A 17145-nucleotide genomic window follows, 5' to 3' on the forward strand; every position below is an offset into this window, starting at 1 on the left:
TGCCTCCATTGTGGCTTTGGCCGACAAGGCGGCATGACCGCAGGCGAGACGCACCAGGCGATCGAGGCGATTTTTCGCATTGAACGGGCCCGGCTCATTGCGGGCCTGGCCCGCCTCGTGCGCAATGTCGACCTTGCAGAGGAACTGGTGCAGGACGCCCTGGTCATAGCCCTCTCCGAATGGTCCAGGACCGGCGTTCCGGCCAATCCCGGCGCTTGGCTGATGACGGTCGCCAAACGCCGCGCCATCGACGCGATCCGTCGCGACAAGATGCGCGAGCGCAAGCATGAGGAGATCGCCCGGGAGCTGGACGGCGAGTGCGACCGTACGGCCGAGGGAAACGAAATGGCCATGAACGACGATCTTGGCGACGAGCTGCTGGGCCTCATCTTCACAGCCTGCCACCCGATACTTTCGGCCGACGCTCGCGCAGCGCTCACGCTGCGTGTCATCGGCGGCCTGACGACGGACGAGATCGCCCGTGCTTTCCTGTCGAGCGAGGTGACGATCGCCCAGCGCATCGTCCGCGCGAAGAGGACGATCGGAAAGGCGGGGCTTAGCTTCGAGGTGCCGCGCGGTGCCGAGCGTGCAGTGCGTCTTTCCTCGGTGCTGGAGGTCATCTACCTCATCTTCAATGAAGGCTATGCTGCCACGGCCGGCGACGACCTTGTCCGGCCGGGCCTGTGCCTGGAGGCACAACGGCTGGGCCGCATGCTGGCGGGTCTGATGGCCGAGGATGCCGAGGTGTTCGGTCTGCTGGCTCTGATGGAAATCCAGGCATCGCGCCTGCCCGCACGCATCGGGCCGGACGGCGCCCTCTCGACCCTGACTGAGCAAAACCGCGCACGCTGGGACCAACTGTTGATCCGCCGGGGCCTTGACGCGCTGGCCCGTGCCGAAGCTCTCGGGGGCGATGGCCCCTATGTGTTGCAGGCCGCGCTTGCAGCCTGTCACGCGCGGGCGCGCAGTCTGGCCGATACCGACTGGCCCCGCATCGCAGCGCTCTACGACCGGCTACGAGCAGTGATGCCCTCGCCGGTGGTCGATCTCAATCGAGCGGTCGCCCACAGCATGGCCTTCGGGCCTGAAGCGGGCCTGCGGCTGGTGGACGAGATTGCCGACGCCGCCGCCTTGCGCAATTATGCGCCATTGCCGGCGGCGAGGGGCGATTTTCTGTTTCGGGCCGGCCGGCTGGCCGAGGCCCGCGCCGAGTTCGAGGCTGCGGCCAAGCTCACCCGCAACGCGCGCGAAGCGGCCTTTCTCCTCGCCCGTGCAGACGCTTGTGGTTGACAGCATCGCTCTGCGTGCCCGACGCGCCGCTAGGGCAACATCGAAAGCCGCCAGTTCGCTCCCGGCCAGCTCCCTTCAATGAGCGTGATCAACTCGCAACGCAGCTTGGGTATATTCATTTTGGAGGAGAGGCCCTGATCATGCCAGCAACTGCGTCGGTACGCCGAGAATCGGTCCTGCCTCGGCGAGCCGCTGGTCGAGGGTCCACACTGTGGCGCCATGCTCCGATGCCGTCGCGAGGTGCAGGGCGTCGCCAGCACGAAGCCCGAGCATATGCTGATCGGCGAATTTCGCGGCGACCTGAAAATGCCCGCCCGTCACCGGCAGCACGGTGAAGCTCTCAGCGACCAGCTTATTGAACATCGCGAGCGCAGCCGCGCGCTGCTCCAAGTCGATCTGTCCGGTCCGAAGCTTGATCGCCATGGCGGAGGACATCTCGGTGATGGTCCAGTCGCTGATCACAAGTTGCGCTGGGTCCTGCTCCGCCAGCCAGCCCTGAACGCGCGCGGTCATGGCTTCGTTGGATAGCGCCGCGACGATCAGCGAAGTATCGAGATAGGACATCAATAGCGATCGCCATCTCGCATCGATCGCACCAGATCGGCGGCAGCCTGAGCCTGCAGAGGCATGGTTGCGGTCAGGGATTGGAGCAGGACGGCGTCGATCCGTTTGCGAGGGCGGGCCACGGCCGTGAGCCTGGCGACCGGCTTGCCACGCCGGGTTATGTCGATCGAGTCTCCAGCCTCGACCCGGTCGATGAGCTCACTCAGATGTGCCTTGGCGTCCGCCAGATTGACCGCGCCCATGTCAGCTCCTGACCATGTAGATGGTCATATAGCGCATTACGTGTGACAATTCCAGTGCACGGCGAATGAGCAACTGGCTGCGTGAGCGAAGCAAGTGACCGCTCCTGCAACGAGAATTATGCCGCTTCCCGCTTGACTCACACATATCCCGGTGGTTATGCATCGATCAATAGCCGAAGGGTTATCTATCCCAATGCCAAACGCTCACGATGTGCTCTTCAGAACGCTTGCCGATCCGACTCGGCGCGCTATTTTTGAGCGACTGTGTCGCGAGGGAGAGCAGACAGTCGGCGCGCTGACGGCTCAGGCCGGGATCTCGCAACCGGCCGTGTCGAAACATCTCGGGGTTTTGCGGCGGGCGGGGCTGGTGCGCGACCGCCATGCGGGACGGCAGACCCATTATAGCGCGCAGCTTGCGGCGCTTGCCCCCTTGATCGACTGGACAAGTCAGATGACCGGGTTCTAGCAGAGCCGGTTCGACGACCTCGAGGACCTGCTCAAAAGGATGGACCAGTGAACGAAATAGCGACCGAAACGCTCTCCGTCATTGTCGAACGGGAAATCGCTTATCCGCCCGAGAAGATCTGGCGCGCGCTCACGCAACCACACTTGATCGAGGAGTGGCTCATGAAAAACGACTTCAAACCTGTCGCGGACCACCGTTTCAACCTTCACGCGGCCTGGGGCTCTGTCGAATGTCAGGTCCAGACGGTCGAGCCTAACAGAACGCTGACTTACACGTGGGATACCAAGGATCTCAAGAGTGTCGTCTCCTGGACGATCACCCCCACGAGCATCGGCGCCCGCTTGCGTATGGAACAGTCGGGCTTCCGGCCGGATCAGCAGCCTTACTTCCGGGGTGCCAAAGTCGGCTGGCCGAGGTTCTTTGACGATCTGGAGCAGGTTCTTGCGCGAACGGACTGAGATCCGCCTGCGCTATTCAAGCAAGGGCTCTGTTACAGGGCGGCAGATGGCGGAGCGATAATGGAGGCAAGCCAATGAAGATCAAGTTGACCAAAGTATACGTGGATGACCAGGAAAAGGCTCTGGGTTTCTACACCGAAACGCTCGGCTTTACCAAGAAGGCCGATTTCAGCAATGGGCCGTTTCGCTGGCTGACCGTCGCATCACCCGACGAGCCGGACGGTGCCGAGCTGCAACTCGCGCTCAATGACAACCCCGCTGCAAAGACCTACCAGCAAGCTATTTTCCAGCAGGGCCAGCCCGCGGTCATGTTCTTCACCGATAACGTCAAGGAGGACTACGAGCGCATCAAAGCGCGCGGCGCCAAGTTCACCATGCCGCCGACCGAAGTAACCGGCTCGATCATAGCCCAGCTGAACGACAACTGCGGCAATCTCATTCAAATCACACAGCTGGCGCGCTGGTAAGGCACGCATTCAGTGGCGTGGCTGCCCGGCGGGAGCCGCCAAACGGGCCGCCCGATCCGCTCGGTTCGTCTTCAGAGGAGGTCTCAATGGATTGGAACAAATGGGTTCGGCAGATCCACCGCTGGCTGTCGATCATCTTTGCGGCGGTCGTCGCCGCCATCTTCATCAGCCTGGGAGTAGGCAAGGAACCCTCCTACTGGGTATACCTCATGCCGCTGTTTCCACTCGGCTTGCTCCTGCTTACCGGACTGTACATGTTCGTGCTGCCTTACGCGCCCAAGCGGCGCAGCGCGGGGGGCACCGGCGCATTGGAGTGAATGCATGGCCAACAAGACGTCCATCAAGTCATCGGCGGTCGCGAAGAAGTCCGCCGCCAAGCCTGCAGCCGCCAAGCCGGTCCTCCTCGCAGGCGGCAACCCGCAGATCCCGAAGGGTGATGGTGACGCTCCTGTGCAGGCCTACATCGCGGCCATGCCGGGCTGGAAACGCGACGTCGGGCGTCGCCTCGACGCGCTCATCGTGCGCAACGTCCCTGACGTGCGCAAGGCCGTCAAATGGAACTCGCCCTTCTACGGCGTAGAGGGTCAGGGGTGGTTCCTCAACTTCCATTGCTTCACAAAGTACATCAAGCTGGCTTTCTTCCGCGGCGCGTCGCTGCGTCCCGTCCCACCCGGTGAGTCCAAGCACAAGGACGTGCGCTACCTCGATATCTACGAGGACGACCTGCTCGACGAAGCTCAACTCGCCGACTGGATAAAGCAAGCCAGCCAATTGCCAGGCGAGCGAATGTGAGTGGAATGCCAGTCATCCCGGCAAATCCGGTGCCGACTAGCGGTATTCATGTGACGGGCGAGCGGCAACAACCAAGGGAAAGCGACAATGATGATGAAGAGTGACTCAATGGAAAGAAGTGCAGACAACTCTCCCTCTCAGCTGATCGATGCGAGGATCAGCGAGCTGGGCGATTGGCGAGGCAAGACGCTTTCCCATGTCCGCGCCCTCATCAAGCAGGCCGACCCGGAAGTGGTCGAGGAGTGGAAGTGGCGAGGCGTTCCGGTGTGGTCGCACGCCGGAATAATCTGCACTGGCGAGACCTACAAGAACGTCGTGAAAGTGACCTTCGCAAAGGGCGCCTCGCTGCAGGACCCTTCCGGCCTGTTCAACTCCAGCCTCGAAGGCAACACCAGGCGCGCCATCGATATCCGTGAGGGCGAAGACATAGATGAGAATGCGTTCAAGGCGCTGATACGCGCTGCTGCCGCCCTGAACACGGCCCGATAGTCAGCTCCGGCCGATATGGTCGGCTAGCGGGCCGAGAGCGGCGAGCACGGCTTCGCCGGTGGCTTGCGTCGCGTTCTCATGCGGCGCGCGCAGATTCAGCCAGCGTCTGTCGCCGGACCGTACCGCCAGCACTGCCTTCATCGCAGTGATGAGGCCGGCGTCCTGGATGATTTTGCGGAACGCCCTGATGGCGGCATCCGCGTCCGTAGTGTCCTCTCCCGCCAGCACTGCGTCGTAGAGGGCCCGGATCGCTGCGGCATTCAGATTGACTGTCGCCGAGATGCAGCCGGCAGCACCGTTGGCGAGGCCTTTCGTCAGCTGTGCTTCCGAACTCGGGAACACCGCGACCCTTGGGGCTGCCGCAATGACCGCCGCGGTGTTGTTCCAGTCGCCGGCGCTGTCCTTGTAAGCCACCACGACATCGGGAAACGCTTCGCTCAATCGGGCGGTCAGCGCCGGGCTCACCGCTACGCCGGAATTTTGCGGGATGTGGTAGAGGATCATCCTCATCGCCGGGTTCGCCACCCGTTCGATCAGCTCGCCATAATAACGGGCCTGACCGGTGTCGCCGGCGGCCGTATAGAAGAACGACGGCAGCACCATCACCCCGGCACAGCCGAGCCCGACGGCATGCGCGGTCAGCTCGACAGTCTCGGCAAGTGCTGTGACACCGGTGCCGGGCATAAGCCGGCTTGGCGAAATGCCGGCCTCGACCAGCCACTCCAGCGCCTGCATGCGCTCGCGCAACGAGACGGACAACGCCTCGCCCGTGGTGCCGAACGGCGACAGGAAATGCGCTCCCTGATCCAGCACCCACTTGGCGTGTGATATCCAGAGGTCGCGGGCAATGCAGCCGTCGTTTTCGAACGGCGTCAGGATCGGTGCGATGGTTCCTTGTGGGCGGATCATGTGCGTCCTTCTACGGGTGAAAATCTGTGCTGTGCTCAAAGCCGGCATCAAAATGTCGAGCAAGCTACAGGAAGCAGTGTTGCTGAGTACCGGCCGTTCGACCTCGAAAGCAAGCGGCTCGCGCATAAGCGCGCGATTGTGATCGGGCGGCGGTTCTGAGGCTCTCGAGGTAAGCACTTGTCACGGGACAACCGCGTCCGGCCGAAAGGGGGGTGACAAACGAGTTCTGCTGTTTCATCAATGCCGCCTTTTGAGGAGAGGCCCATGCGGAGGATCGGTGTCGGCATTATCGGCTGCGGCAACATTTCGGATGCCTATCTGAAGGCATCGCCGCAATTCCCGGTGCTCGACATTATCGGCGTCGCCGACATCAACCGGGCGGCAGCCGAGGCCAAGGCAGCGGCCTACGGCCTGGCTGCGATGCCGGTCGACGCGCTGTTGGCCGATCCGCGCGTCGAGATCGTGCTCAATCTGACGACGCCGCAGCATCATGTGCCGGTCGGCCTGCAGGCTGTCGGGCAAGGCAAGCACGTCTATTCCGAGAAGCCGCTGGCAACGACGCTCAGCGACGCCGAGCGGCTGGTCGCGGCCGCGCGCGAACAGGGCGTGCGCGTCGGCTGCGCACCCGACACTTTTCTTGGCGGCTCCCACCAGACGGCGCGGCGCCTGGTCGATGAGGATGCGGTTGGAACCATCGTCGCCGGCTCTGCCTTCATGCAGGTGCCCGGCCACGAGCTCTGGCATCCCAATCCGAATTTCTACTATCAGCCCGGCGGTGGGCCGATGCTCGACATGGGACCGTACTATCTGACCTGCCTAGTCAATCTCCTGGGTCCGGTAAAATCCGTGACCGGACAGGCGAAGTCATCCTATCCCACCCGCATCATCGGTTCCGGACCGCGCCAGGGCGAAACCATCCGGGTCGAGGTGCCGACCCATATTTCCGGCCTGCTCGCATTCGAGAACGGCGCGGCGGTTTCGATCACCACCAGCTTCGACGTCTGGAAGCATGAACACAATCACATCGAACTTTACGGGACCACCGGCTCGATGATCGTCTCTGATCCCAATCAGTTCCAGGGCGACATCAGGACCAGCCAGCGCAAGGGCGACTGGACGGTGGCCGATCAGATCCATTCCTATGGCGACGGCAATTACCGGGGCCTCGGCCTCGCCGACATGGCGCAGGCGATCGTCTCGGGCAGGCAACACCGCGCCAGCCTCGATCTTTCCCTCCATGTCCTGGAAATCATGGAATCGATCATCTCTTCAGCAGAGACAGGGCGGCGTATCGACCTGAGATATGGCTGCGCGCGGCCGGCGCCAATGCACGCCGATCTACCTTTCGGAATTCTGGAATAGGGGATGACACGATGAGCAAGACGGCACTGATTTTCTGGGGCGGCTGGGAAGGCCACACGCCGGCCCGTAGCGCCCACATCGTCAAGGAGATGCTGGCCGGCAACGGCTTCGACGTGCAGCTGGAGCAGGGGACTTCGGCGCTTGCCGATCCGCAACTGGGCAAGCTCGATCTCATTGTCCCGGTGATCACCATGTCGACGATCGAAAGGCCGGAACTGCAAAACCTGACCAACGCCGTCGGGGCCGGCACCGGCCTTGCGGGCTTTCACGGCACGATGTGCGACAGCTTCCGCAACGAGCCGGAATACCAGTTCATGACCGGCGGCCAGTGGGTCGCCCATCCAGGCAGCATCATCGACTATCACGTCGATATCACCATGCCAGACGATCCGGTCATGCAGGGCATCGACGGCTTCGCCTACCGTTCAGAGCAGTATTACATGCATGTCGATCCGACCAACGAGGTGCTGGCGACGACTACTTTCACCGGCGAGCATCTCGATTTCATCGCCGGCGTCGTCATGCCGGTTGTCTGGAAGCGCCGCTACGGCAAGGGCCGCGTCTTCTACAGCGCACTCGGCCACACCGCCGACGAGTTCGCAGTGCCGCAAATGCGTACGATGTTCGAGCGCGGCATGCTTTGGGCCAGCCGAAACCCGGATCTTGCGTAGCCGTTCAATCTGAACGCCACGTATCGTTGTAATCTCTAAGGGCGGCCGCCCGAACGCGGACACAGCACTGGGCTGCGGCAAGCAATTGACTGCCATGGTGGCATCCAATAGACAGCAGTCTCGTCGGGGAGCCGTAGCTGGAGGTCGAATGGAGCAGACGTGGCGATGGTTTGGCCCGAGCGACGCGGCAACGCTTGCCCATGCCAGGCAGGCCGGCGCGACCGGCATCGTGACGGCATTGCACGACATTCCTTACGGCGAAGTCTGGCCGATCCACGCCATCAGGCAGCGCCAGGCGCTTATCGAGGCGGATCAGGCGATGGGCCTCAAATGGAGCGTCGTCGAGAGCGTGCCCGTGCACGAGGACATCAAGCTCGGCCGCGGCGATCTCGACCGGCTCTACGACAATTTCAGGCAGACCTTACGCAATCTCGGCGCCTGCGGTGTGCGCACCGTCTGCTACAACTTCATGCTGATCCTCGACTGGACCCGGACCGACCTGGCTGCGCCGCTGCCGGGCGGCGGACGGGCGCTCCGCATGAACATGCACGAGCTTGCCGCGTTCGATTGTTACATGCTGCAGCGCAAGGGATCTGAGCGCGACTATGCGTCCGATGTTCTCCAGCGGGCAAGCGAATGGTTCGAGGCGACGCCGGATGCGTCAAAAGAGCGTCTGCTTGCCAACATCATGGCCGGCCTGCCGGGCGCCTTCAAGCGCTATGACATAGCGGAATTGCGCGAAGTGGTGGCCGAGCAGTCTAGCCTGTCTCACGACCGGCTGCGCGAGAATCTCGTCCGTTTTCTCGAACACGTGCTGCCGGCGGCCGAAGAGGCGGGCGTCACGTTGGCGATCCACCCGGACGATCCGCCGCGCGATCTCGTCGGCCTGTGCCGGATCGTCAAGAACGCCGACGACATCGCCTTTATCCTGGATGCGGTGCCATCGGCCCATAGCGGCCTTACCTTGTGCACGGGGTCGCTGGGCGCCAATCCGGCCAATGACGTGCCCGCCATCGCCAGGCGCTTTGCGCACAAGATCAACTTCGTGCACCTGCGCAACGTCAGCAAGGATCCGGACGGGTCGTTCATGGAGTCCGAGCATCTGAACGGGGATGTCGACATGGTTTCGGTGGTCTCGATCTTGCTCGACGAGCAGCAACGCCGCCGCGACGCCGGGCAACCGGCGCTGCTGCCGTTTCGCCCGGATCACGGCCACGAGCTGATCGATGACGCCACGCGGCACACCCATCCCGGCTACCCCGTGATCGGCCGTCTTCGCGGCCTTGCCGAACTGAGAGGCGTAATGACGGCGATTGCCCATCAGCGCGGTTATAGGCTGCAATGAGGGCGCCCCGCCTGCTCTGCGTCGGCGCGCTCACCTACGACACGATCTTGCGCCTCGATGTCCTGCCGTCCGGCGCCGGCAAGTTCCTGCCGAGCGAGGCCGTGCAGATCGCCGCCGGCATGGCGGCAAGTGCCGCCGCGTCGGCAAGCCGCCAGGGCGGGCAGGTCTGGCTATGGGCAAGCGTCGGCAACGATGCCGTCGGCCGCGATGTCATCGCCCAGATGGCGGCGGAGCGGGTCGACTGTTCGTTGGTGCGCAGGGTTGAAGATGGCCGCTCGGCCATTGCCACGATCCTGGTCGATGCCGCCGGCGAGCGCATGATTGTGCCCTTCTACGATTCCGTCACGCAAGCCGATCCGGACCGTCTTCCGCCCGTGGATTTTTCCCGCTTCGACGCCGTCCTGGTCGACGTTCGTTGGCCCGGAGCCGCCGCGATGGCGCTGGCGAAGGCCCGCGAATGCTGCATTCCGGCGATCCTCGACGCCGATATTGCGTCGCGACCGGTGCTCGACCGATTGCTGCCGCTCGCCTCGCATGTCATTGCTTCGCTGCCCGCGGCGCGTATCCTTTGCGGTCCAGAGGTTTCCGCCGGTTCCGCCGTCGCTATTCTGGGCGAACGGACCGGCGCCTTCGTCGCGATCACCGATGGGGCGAACGGCACCGCGTTCCAGCACCCGAGCAGCAATGATGTCCGTCATCTGCCGTCGCCGCGAGTCGAAGCCGTCGACACGCTGGCGGCGGGCGACGTGTTTCACGGCACCTTCGCTCTGGGGCTGGCTGAAGGTTGGGATGAGGAGCAGGCCATAGCAGTGGCAAGCGCCGCCGCTGCGCTGAAGTGCCTGCGTTTTGGCGGACGGCTCGGCGCGCCGACGCGCGCGGAAACACTGGCCTTCATGCAAGGATCGACATGACGCCGAATACGCTCGGGCCGGCTCAGCGAAAAGGGTACGTCATACGTCGCTGATCGACTACCATGGCAGCCGCTGCAACTGTTCGTGGGAGGAGAAATGGCTGAGTTCAAGAAACGCGCACTGGTCACCGGGGCGGCCATGGGCATCGGCCGTGCTGTCGCCGAAAGGCTGGCCCAGCAAGGTGTCGACCTGATCCTCTTCGACCGTGTGGGCGATCAGCTGGACGAGGTCGCGGCGCAGCTTGCGGCGCGCGGCGTGACCGTGCACACCGTGCTCGGCTCGACCGCCGACACCGAAGCCTGCGGCCGCGCCGTCGAGCTTGCCCGGTCCGCGTTCGGCGGGCTCGACATGCTTTCCCACAATGCCGGCATCCAGCGTTACGGAACGGTGGAGACCACGGACGAGGCGCTTTGGGACGAGGTGATGAATGTCAACCTCAAGGCTGCCTATCTGCTCTCCCGCGCGGCGATGCCGCTGCTGCGGCAAAGCCGCGGCGCCATCGTCCATATGAGCTCGGTGCAAGGCCTGGCCAGCCAGGAAGGGGTTCTGGCCTACAGCACGGCCAAGCACGGCTTGATCGGGCTGGTCAAATCCATGGCCGTCGACTATGCGCCGCTCGGTGTGCGCGTCAATGCCGTGGCTCCGGGCGCGGTCGACACGCCGATGCTGCGGGATGCGGTCAAGCTGAACGATAAGCCCGACGAGATCATGCGCATCCTTGACAACATGCATCCGCTCGGCCGCACCGCCCAGCCGCAAGAGATTGCGGCCGTCGTTGCCTTCCTGCTGTCCGACGATGCCTCCTTCGTCACCGGCGAAGTCGTGCGCGTCGATGGCGGCCTGCTGGCGCGCATCGGCGGTTCTCCGCGCAAGGAATAACATCGGCGCTGCTGCTTGCGCAGCCATTTCATGAACGGCTTGAAGCTGCCGAGCCTTTAAGGGAATTGCCGATGGCAAGGCTTTTGGGAATGCGGACCATCACCGAGGGGCGGCTTGGCGAAACCGGCCCCGGCGCTTCAGTCGCGGCGAGGACGTTCGAGGTCCTGCTCGACCAGATCCTGACCTTCCGCCTGAAGCCGCACGAGCTGATTTCCGAAAAGGCGATGTCGGAAGCCCTCGGCGTGAGCCGCACGCCGGTCAGAGAGGCGCTCGCCCGGCTGGCCGGACTTGGCCTGATCGACATCTATCCGCAGCGCGGCAGCATGGTGGCGCCGCTGCGGATCGCCGATCTCGAGAAATCGCAGTTCCTGCGCGAAGCGCTTGAAGTCGGCCTGGTCAAGCGTGCGGTCGAGAGCCCGCGCCGCGCCGAACTGCTCGCCATGCTCAAAGGCGAACTGGCGGTCCAGGAGACGTTCGCCTCCATCTCGGACGACAGGCGCTTCTTCAAGTCGGACGAGCTGTTCCACCAGCACATTGCCAGCCATGCCGGCTTCCCCGGAATCTGGGCCGACATCAGCGCGGCGAAGCTGCACATGGACCGTTTCCGCTTCCTGTCTTTCCCGCGCCTCGACAGCATGTCGGTGGTTCTCGGCCAACATCGGCGGATCGTCGATGCGCTCGAGCAGGCCGACGCATTTGCGGCGGAAGAGGCGATGCGAACGCATCTTCGCCGCATCTTCGAGGTGCTCGCAATCGTCCGGGAACGCTATCCTCATTATTTCAAGGCACCGGCTCGGCTGGAAAGAGGACAGAAGCGGCTGCCGGCGATCTGCCCGAATGACAACCATTCGCGCGACGGAGCGAGGAGGAATGACGACGTGGAAACGTGAAACCAGCCGCTCAGTCCAGGCCTGAGCCTTTCTTCGGCGCTTCCGGAGGCAACTTGGCCTTGCTGCCGGATTTGTCGGAAGTTGGCTTGGCTTCGCGATTCTTCGCCTCGCCGCCTTGCTCCTTGCGGAGCTGCTTTTCTATCGTCGATCGCGATCCTTCCGCAGGGTCCTGTTCGGGATGGCTTTCCCTAGCCGTCATGTCAGCTCCTATCCATTCTGGTCTATTGCATGTGGCGAGGGCTGAGTTTCGCCACCAGTGCTGGTCCTGTCGCGCCCAAGCATCAGCCATGCGGCGAAGAGCACGACCAGTACGACCACGATCCAGGCGACGAGACGAGGCATTGGGGCTCACTTCCCCCGCCGCTTGCTGCCGCGCACCTCGGGATCGGAGCCGGTCTCAACCGTTGGATCGGGCACGACCGGACCGCGTTCGGCTTCGGAGCCCTCAGCTTCGATCTCCTGCACGGCCTGGTCCCAATGCTCGCGCTCGCGTCCTTGCGGACGGCCTTCGCGCTCCCATATCTCATGGGCCCGCTGCCTGATACGCTCTTCCTTGTCCATGACCTTTGCCTCCTGATATCCCTAATCCGGCGATCGAAGGTTTGTTCCGCGTTGCCAGGCAGTTCCCGACGGTTCAGTTGACGTGACCACCAGGCGCCCTAGATGAAATTGTACGCCGAGGTCGCCTGGTGCCGGGGAGAACAATCGTGTGGCAGCAACGCTACAAACACGTATTGTAGATGCCATTGCAGCTATTGGTCTTCGACCGGACCGGCTGTGCCTGTTGCTGACAACGTTTGTGCTGACGGCATGCTCGCCTTCCGACCAGATCGAGCAGCAGTCGAAAACCGCGGCTTCGGCCGCACAGACCGCATCGCTGGTCCTGGGTGCCTGGGCCGCCGGGGCAGCCCCTTCGACATATACGTCGCGCACGTTGCAATCGGTCGGCAAGGCGCTCGTCGATGCCGGTGCGCAAATCCAGTCCGCCAAGTCGACTGAGCCCAGCGAGCAAGCCGGTCTGACGGCGGTAATCGGACAGCTGTCGGCGGCGGTGACACGCGCCGCGACGGCGGTGCAGGACGGCAACCGATCGGAGGCGGAACAGGCGCAGCAGGATATCCAGGCTGCCACCGCCGCCCTGAATGCATCCTACGCCAAACATTTCGCGCCGAAACCATGAAGAAGCTGCTCGAAATATCGCTGGGCATCGTCACCAGCGTCGGTGGCTTTCTAGAGGTCGGATCGATGGCAACCGCCGCACAGGCGGGTGCAGCGTTCAGGTTCCAGCTGATCTGGGCCGTCCTCCTGGGCACGATCTGCATCATCTTCCTGGTCGAGATGGCCGGCCGCTTCGCCGCCGTCAGCCATCACACCATCGCCGACGGGATTCGGGAACGGTTTGGCTTCACCGCCTTTCTGTGGCCGTTGCTTGCGACTTTGCTGGTCAACTTCCTGGTCATGGCAGCCGAGATCGGCGGTGTCGCCATTGCGCTCGAGCTCGCCACCGGCATCAGCTTTCAGTGGTGGGCCCTGCCGGTCGCTTTTCTGGCATGGCTGTTCCTCTGGAAAGGCACGTTCGGCTTCATTGAAAAGGGCGTCTCGATCCTCGGCCTGGTCACGCTGTGCTTCGTGGTTGGCGCCGTCATGCTGAAGCCCGATTGGGGGCAGGTCGCGGCCGGTGCCGTGCCCAGTCTGCCCGAGCACGACGCGGCCAATTACTGGTTCATGGCGGTCAGTATTCTTGGTGCGTCGGTCTCGCCCTACCTGTTCATGTTCTATTCGTCGGGAGCCATCGAGGACCAGTGGGACAAGAGCTATCTCGGGACCAATCGGGCCATTGCCGGATTGGGAATGAGTTTTGGCGGCACAATCTCGATCGGCGTGCTGATCGTGGCGGCCCTCGTGCTGGCGGCGCACGGCATAGAGCAGGTCGACGACTACCATCAATTGCCGCTGATGCTGATCCAGATCTTCGGTTTCTGGGGGTTCGTCCTGTTCGTTGCTTCACTAGGCATAGCCTGCTTCGGCGCTGCGCTCGAAATCGGGCTGCAGCAAGCGTACTTGGTGGCGCAGGGTTTCGGCTGGACCTGGGGCGAGGACCTGAAACCGCGCGACGATCCCGGCTTCAGCACCGTCTACACGGTCTCGCTGTTTCTCGCCGCCATTCCGATCGCCCTGGGTCTCGATCCGCTGAAGCTAACCATCTTTTCCATGGCGCTGACGGCCGCCAGCCTGCCGCTGACCGTGGTGCCGTTCCTTTTCCTGCTGAATGACGAGCGTTATGTCGGCGAGCACCGCAATGGCATGATCGCGAATGCCGCGGTCATCTTCATCATTGCGCTCGGTTTCGTGCTCGCGATCGTGACCATTCCTTTGCAGATATTCGGAGGCACGTGATGGATTTGCTGCGCGACATCCTGGACAAGCAAGTGGTTGACCGTGAGCAGGTCAAGATCGGCAAGGTAGACGGGCTGGTAGCCGAGGTCAGGCCGGGCAAGCCACCCAAAATCGTTGCGGTCGAGCTCGGCTCGATCACGCTGGCGCGTCGGCTTGGCGAGCGATCCGGGCGCTGGATGGCGCGCCTTGTGGCAAGGCTCGGCGGCAAGCGCCATGCCGAACCGCACCGCATCGCCTGGAACAAGGTGCGCGACATCGGCGTCGACATCGAATTCGACATCGACGTGCGTGAAACGGCGATTTTCGACTGGCAGGATTGGCTGCGCGACCATGTCATAAGGCGTATCCCGGGAGCCGGATGATGGCCACCGTCAACCTTGAGCAATTGGCAGGCAGAAATGTGCTTTCGCAGCGCGGCAAAAGCATCGGCCATATCGAGGAGATACGCGCCGAACCGGATGGCGACGACCTCGTGGTTACCGAGTACCATGTCGGCATCTACGCGGCGTTCGAGCGTCTTTCCGCTTCGGCCATCGGCACGGCGGTCCTCGAAGTCTTTCGACTGCGCAGTCGCGGCAGCATGTACCGCATTCCCTGGGACAAGCTCGACATCTCCGACCCGACGCAGCCGCGACTGATGTGCACGATGGAAGAACTTTCCGCTATGAAGGGCAGTATCGAGGGCGATAAACCGGAATGAATGACACTTTCCCGCCGTCGGAGAATGGGGTTCAGTGAAAGTCCTGGTTACCGGCGCCACCGGCCTGATCGGTGCCTCCGTCGTGGCACGCCTTCTTTCCGAAGGGCATGAGGTAATCGGATTGGTCCGCAGCCCCGGTGCAAACCGGGCCGGCAATTACCAATTGCTGGTGCTGGACATGGCGGTGGCGCTGCAGCCCGAAGACTGGCTACCGCATCTCAGGGGTGTCGACGCCGTCGTGAATTGTGCCGGCGTTCTCCAGGACAGCCCCCGTGAAAAGACGCGCGAAGTCCATCGCGATGCGGCGGTCGCACTCTTTCGCGCCTGTGCGCGGGCAGGGGTTGCCCGGGTGATCCACTTTTCGGCGATCGGCGTCGATCGGGCGCAGCCTTCGGCGTTCTCGGCGACGAAACTGGCCGGGGACCAGGCGCTTATGATGCTTGATCTGGATTGGGTGGTCCTGCGCCCGTCCGTGGTGCTCGGCCGGCCGGTGTTTGGGGCCAGCGCATTGTTTCGGGGTCTCGCTTCGCTGCCAGTGCTGCCGTCCATGCCCGGCACCGGCCGGCTCCAGGTGGTACTACTCGACGATGTGGTCTCAACGGTCGTTTTCCTTCTCGATCCCGCCAGTCCGTCTCGCGTCGTGCTGGAACTTGTCGGTCCCGAACAACTGAGCATGGACGAGGTCGTCGGCAGTTATCGCCGATGGCTCGGTTGGGCTCCGGCAGCCAGGTTTGTCTTGCCGGCGCCTGTTGCAAGGCTTCTCTACGGCCTAGGCGACCTTGCCGCGATGTTCGGCTGGCGTCCGCCGATGCGCACCAACACGGCCAGGGAGATCGCCCGAGGAGCGGTTGGAGATCCCTCGGACTGGACCGCCGCGACCGGCATACGCCCGCAAACCCTGACGGGCTTCCTCGCGCTCAATCCGGCAACGGTGCAGGAGAAATGGTTTGCCCGGCTGTATTTCATCAAGCCGGCGATCTTCGTCGTCCTGCCCGTCTTCTGGATCATGACGGGAATTGTGTCGCTGACAACCGGCTACGGCAGCGGCGTCGATCTGATGCAAGGCACGGGGGCCGGCATCTTGTCGGCACCGATCGTGATCGCCGGCGCTCTTGCCGACATCGCCATCGGCGTGCTCATAGCCTGGCGGCCGGCGGCGCGAAAAGGCCTCTATGGCGGCATCGCGCTCTCGCTCTTCTATCTGGTCGTGGGAAGCTTCCTGAGCCCCGATCTGTGGAACGACCCGCTTGGGCCGTTCCTCAAAGTGTTGCCGATCCTGGTGCTGCACTTTGTGGCCTTGGCAGTGCTGGAGGAGCGTTGATGCTCTATTTCCTGCTGAAATTTCTGCATGTCATCGGCGCATCCGTGCTGCTTGGCACCGGCGCCGGCATCGCTTTCTTCATGCTGCTCGCCCACAGGACCGGCAATGCCGCGACGGTTGCGGCGGTGGCGCGTATCGTCGTCGTCGCCGACTTCCTTTTCACAGCGACGGCCGTGGTCGCGCAACCTTTGACCGGAGCCGCGCTTGCCTGGCAGGCTGGCTACTCGCTGTCGGAGGGCTGGATCGCACTTTCGATCGCGCTCTATATCGTCACCGGAATGTTCTGGCTCCCGGTCGTCTGGATGCAAATGGAGATGCGCAAGCTGGCATCGCAAGCCGCCGCTGGCGGTGCGCCGTTGCCGCCGCGATACCATCGGCTCTTCTGGTTGTGGTTCGCCTTCGGCTTCCCCGCCTTCGCTGCCGTGCTCGGGATTTTCTGGCTGATGATCGCGCGGCCTGCGATCGAGTGGTAGGTCGCAGGCAGGTCCCACTGCGATAATGCCCAGTCAAAGCACTGCGGAAAATTCCGGCCCCTGCACCGCGAATATCTGCCGGAGCGCACGTGCGTCTCGACCTATAAGTCGCACCGGAGTCCGGTCTCGTATCATTTCCAACCGCGCGCTCACGCCCATCGGCACAGGACAAGATCCCGTCTTGAGGCTGGTTAGGCTTCGCTTACAAAAAGATGACGCCTGAGGGGAACACGGGAAGCACATGCAAGTTCGGTGCGCAGTGGAGGAGATTGCGCCATGAACAGTGTTATTTATCTCATCGGCCTTGTCGTCGTCGTGCTTGCGATCCTCTCCTTCCTCGGATTCCACTAGGAGACACCATGCAGGACAAAGACGATCAAGGCCGTCAGACGGCCGATTTCGAGACAGCCAGAAGCGAGCTTTCGGAAAGACTGCAACGGGAAAAGCAGACCGCGACGGAAGCGCTCCACGATGCGCGTGACGAGATCACCAGGAAAGCCGGAGATTACGCATCGGAAG

Annotated in this window: 24 protein-coding genes; 19 read left to right on the forward strand and 5 right to left on the reverse strand. The window is 63.1% G+C overall.

Annotated elements, in window-relative coordinates:
- Nucleotides 1–33 precede the first annotated feature (33 nt).
- Complete coding sequence (locus tag NKH42_RS10005; RefSeq protein ID WP_352506831.1) at nt 34–1290, forward strand: RNA polymerase sigma factor; 1257 nt, start codon at nt 34–36, stop codon at nt 1288–1290.
- A gap of 138 nt (nt 1291–1428) precedes the next feature.
- Here NKH42_RS10005 and NKH42_RS10010 read toward each other — a convergent pair whose 3' ends face one another.
- Together NKH42_RS10010 and NKH42_RS10015 are read right to left on the reverse strand one after the other, a co-directional pair.
- Nucleotides 1429–1854 carry a type II toxin-antitoxin system VapC family toxin gene (locus NKH42_RS10010; protein WP_352506830.1) on the reverse strand — a complete coding sequence of 142 codons (426 nt, stop codon included), beginning with the start codon at nt 1852–1854 and terminating at the stop codon, nt 1429–1431.
- The gene (locus tag NKH42_RS10015) at nt 1854–2096 is read right to left on the reverse strand and encodes a type II toxin-antitoxin system Phd/YefM family antitoxin (protein ID WP_352475764.1); all 243 of its coding nucleotides are present in this window, start codon (nt 2094–2096) and stop codon (nt 1854–1856) included. The genes NKH42_RS10010 and NKH42_RS10015 overlap by 1 nt, the downstream gene beginning before the upstream one ends.
- A 193-nt stretch (nt 2097–2289) precedes the next feature.
- On the opposite strand from NKH42_RS10015, the gene NKH42_RS10020 reads away from it, so the two are divergent.
- The 6 genes from NKH42_RS10020 to NKH42_RS10045 all read left to right on the forward strand — a co-directional run bounded on the left by NKH42_RS10020 (nt 2290) and on the right by NKH42_RS10045 (nt 4768).
- Nucleotides 2290–2562, forward strand: a complete 273-nt coding sequence (locus tag NKH42_RS10020; RefSeq protein WP_352506829.1) for an ArsR/SmtB family transcription factor — start codon at nt 2290–2292, stop codon at nt 2560–2562.
- A 47-nt stretch (nt 2563–2609) separates the two neighbouring features.
- Entirely contained in the window at nt 2610–3020 is a 411-nt protein-coding gene (locus NKH42_RS10025) for an SRPBCC family protein (RefSeq protein ID WP_352506828.1), read from the forward strand.
- A gap of 74 nt (nt 3021–3094) precedes the next feature.
- Nucleotides 3095–3487 carry a VOC family protein gene (locus NKH42_RS10030; RefSeq protein WP_352506827.1) on the forward strand — a complete coding sequence of 131 codons (393 nt, stop codon included), beginning with the start codon at nt 3095–3097 and terminating at the stop codon, nt 3485–3487.
- An 86-nt stretch (nt 3488–3573) separates the two neighbouring features.
- Nucleotides 3574–3804 (forward strand): hypothetical protein, encoded by a 231-nt coding sequence (locus NKH42_RS10035; protein ID WP_352506826.1) that lies wholly within the window; start codon nt 3574–3576, stop codon nt 3802–3804.
- 4 nt (nt 3805–3808) lie between these two features.
- Nucleotides 3809–4279, forward strand: coding sequence for a DUF1801 domain-containing protein (locus tag NKH42_RS10040; protein ID WP_352506825.1), 471 nt, complete (start codon nt 3809–3811; stop codon nt 4277–4279).
- A gap of 90 nt (nt 4280–4369) precedes the next feature.
- On the forward strand, nt 4370–4768 hold the full coding sequence (locus tag NKH42_RS10045; RefSeq protein ID WP_352506910.1) for a DUF1801 domain-containing protein: 399 nt from the start codon (nt 4370–4372) through the stop codon (nt 4766–4768).
- Here NKH42_RS10045 and NKH42_RS10050 read toward each other — a convergent pair whose 3' ends face one another.
- The gene (locus NKH42_RS10050; protein ID WP_352688536.1) at nt 4769–5677 is read right to left on the reverse strand and encodes a dihydrodipicolinate synthase family protein; all 909 of its coding nucleotides are present in this window, start codon (nt 5675–5677) and stop codon (nt 4769–4771) included. It abuts the gene before it with no gap.
- Nucleotides 5678–5941: 264 nt separating this feature from the next.
- Between NKH42_RS10050 and NKH42_RS10055 the strand changes: the two genes are divergently transcribed.
- The 6 genes from NKH42_RS10055 (at nt 5942) to NKH42_RS10080 (ending at nt 11735) form a co-directional block, all read left to right on the forward strand.
- Nucleotides 5942–7039, forward strand: coding sequence for a Gfo/Idh/MocA family protein (locus tag NKH42_RS10055; protein WP_352506823.1), 1098 nt, complete (start codon nt 5942–5944; stop codon nt 7037–7039).
- Nucleotides 7040–7050: 11 nt separating this feature from the next.
- On the forward strand, nt 7051–7710 hold the full coding sequence (locus NKH42_RS10060) for a ThuA domain-containing protein (protein WP_352506822.1): 660 nt from the start codon (nt 7051–7053) through the stop codon (nt 7708–7710).
- 148 nt (nt 7711–7858) lie between these two features.
- A complete protein-coding gene (gene uxuA / locus NKH42_RS10065) occupies nt 7859–9055 on the forward strand; it encodes a mannonate dehydratase (RefSeq protein ID WP_352506821.1) in 1197 nt (398 codons plus the stop codon).
- Nucleotides 9052–9966 (forward strand): PfkB family carbohydrate kinase, encoded by a 915-nt coding sequence (locus tag NKH42_RS10070; RefSeq protein WP_352688538.1) that lies wholly within the window; start codon nt 9052–9054, stop codon nt 9964–9966. The genes uxuA and NKH42_RS10070 overlap by 4 nt, the downstream gene beginning before the upstream one ends.
- A gap of 96 nt (nt 9967–10062) precedes the next feature.
- Nucleotides 10063–10845 carry an SDR family NAD(P)-dependent oxidoreductase gene (locus NKH42_RS10075; protein ID WP_352506819.1) on the forward strand — a complete coding sequence of 261 codons (783 nt, stop codon included), beginning with the start codon at nt 10063–10065 and terminating at the stop codon, nt 10843–10845.
- Nucleotides 10846–10916: 71 nt separating this feature from the next.
- Entirely contained in the window at nt 10917–11735 is an 819-nt protein-coding gene (locus tag NKH42_RS10080; protein ID WP_352506818.1) for a GntR family transcriptional regulator, read from the forward strand.
- 10 nt (nt 11736–11745) lie between these two features.
- Here NKH42_RS10080 and NKH42_RS10085 read toward each other — a convergent pair whose 3' ends face one another.
- Together NKH42_RS10085 and NKH42_RS10090 are read right to left on the reverse strand one after the other, a co-directional pair.
- Nucleotides 11746–11934, reverse strand: a complete 189-nt coding sequence (locus tag NKH42_RS10085) for a hypothetical protein (RefSeq protein ID WP_352688542.1) — start codon at nt 11932–11934, stop codon at nt 11746–11748.
- A gap of 149 nt (nt 11935–12083) precedes the next feature.
- Entirely contained in the window at nt 12084–12296 is a 213-nt protein-coding gene (locus tag NKH42_RS10090) for a DUF2934 domain-containing protein (protein ID WP_254818839.1), read from the reverse strand.
- A gap of 223 nt (nt 12297–12519) precedes the next feature.
- On the opposite strand from NKH42_RS10090, the gene NKH42_RS10095 reads away from it, so the two are divergent.
- From NKH42_RS10095 to NKH42_RS10120, 6 genes are read left to right on the forward strand one after another with little or no spacing between them, the layout of a single operon-like run.
- Nucleotides 12520–12915, forward strand: coding sequence for a hypothetical protein (locus NKH42_RS10095; RefSeq protein ID WP_352506816.1), 396 nt, complete (start codon nt 12520–12522; stop codon nt 12913–12915).
- Nucleotides 12912–14132: an NRAMP family divalent metal transporter gene (locus NKH42_RS10100; RefSeq protein WP_352737258.1), complete on the forward strand. Its 1221-nt coding sequence runs from the start codon at nt 12912–12914 to the stop codon at nt 14130–14132. The genes NKH42_RS10095 and NKH42_RS10100 overlap by 4 nt, the downstream gene beginning before the upstream one ends.
- Nucleotides 14132–14494 (forward strand): hypothetical protein, encoded by a 363-nt coding sequence (locus NKH42_RS10105; protein ID WP_352752094.1) that lies wholly within the window; start codon nt 14132–14134, stop codon nt 14492–14494. Before NKH42_RS10100 ends, NKH42_RS10105 begins: the two co-directional genes overlap by 1 nt.
- Nucleotides 14494–14832, forward strand: coding sequence for a hypothetical protein (locus tag NKH42_RS10110; RefSeq protein ID WP_352752096.1), 339 nt, complete (start codon nt 14494–14496; stop codon nt 14830–14832). The genes NKH42_RS10105 and NKH42_RS10110 overlap by 1 nt, the downstream gene beginning before the upstream one ends.
- A 34-nt stretch (nt 14833–14866) precedes the next feature.
- Entirely contained in the window at nt 14867–16153 is a 1287-nt protein-coding gene (locus NKH42_RS10115) for an SDR family oxidoreductase (protein ID WP_352737255.1), read from the forward strand.
- On the forward strand, nt 16153–16626 hold the full coding sequence (locus NKH42_RS10120) for a DUF2269 family protein (RefSeq protein ID WP_352737254.1): 474 nt from the start codon (nt 16153–16155) through the stop codon (nt 16624–16626). The genes NKH42_RS10115 and NKH42_RS10120 overlap by 1 nt, the downstream gene beginning before the upstream one ends.
- Nucleotides 16627–17145 lie beyond the last annotated feature (519 nt).

The sequence above is a fragment of the Mesorhizobium sp. M1142 genome (assembly GCF_040318565.1).
Lineage (GTDB): Bacteria > Pseudomonadota > Alphaproteobacteria > Rhizobiales > Rhizobiaceae > Mesorhizobium.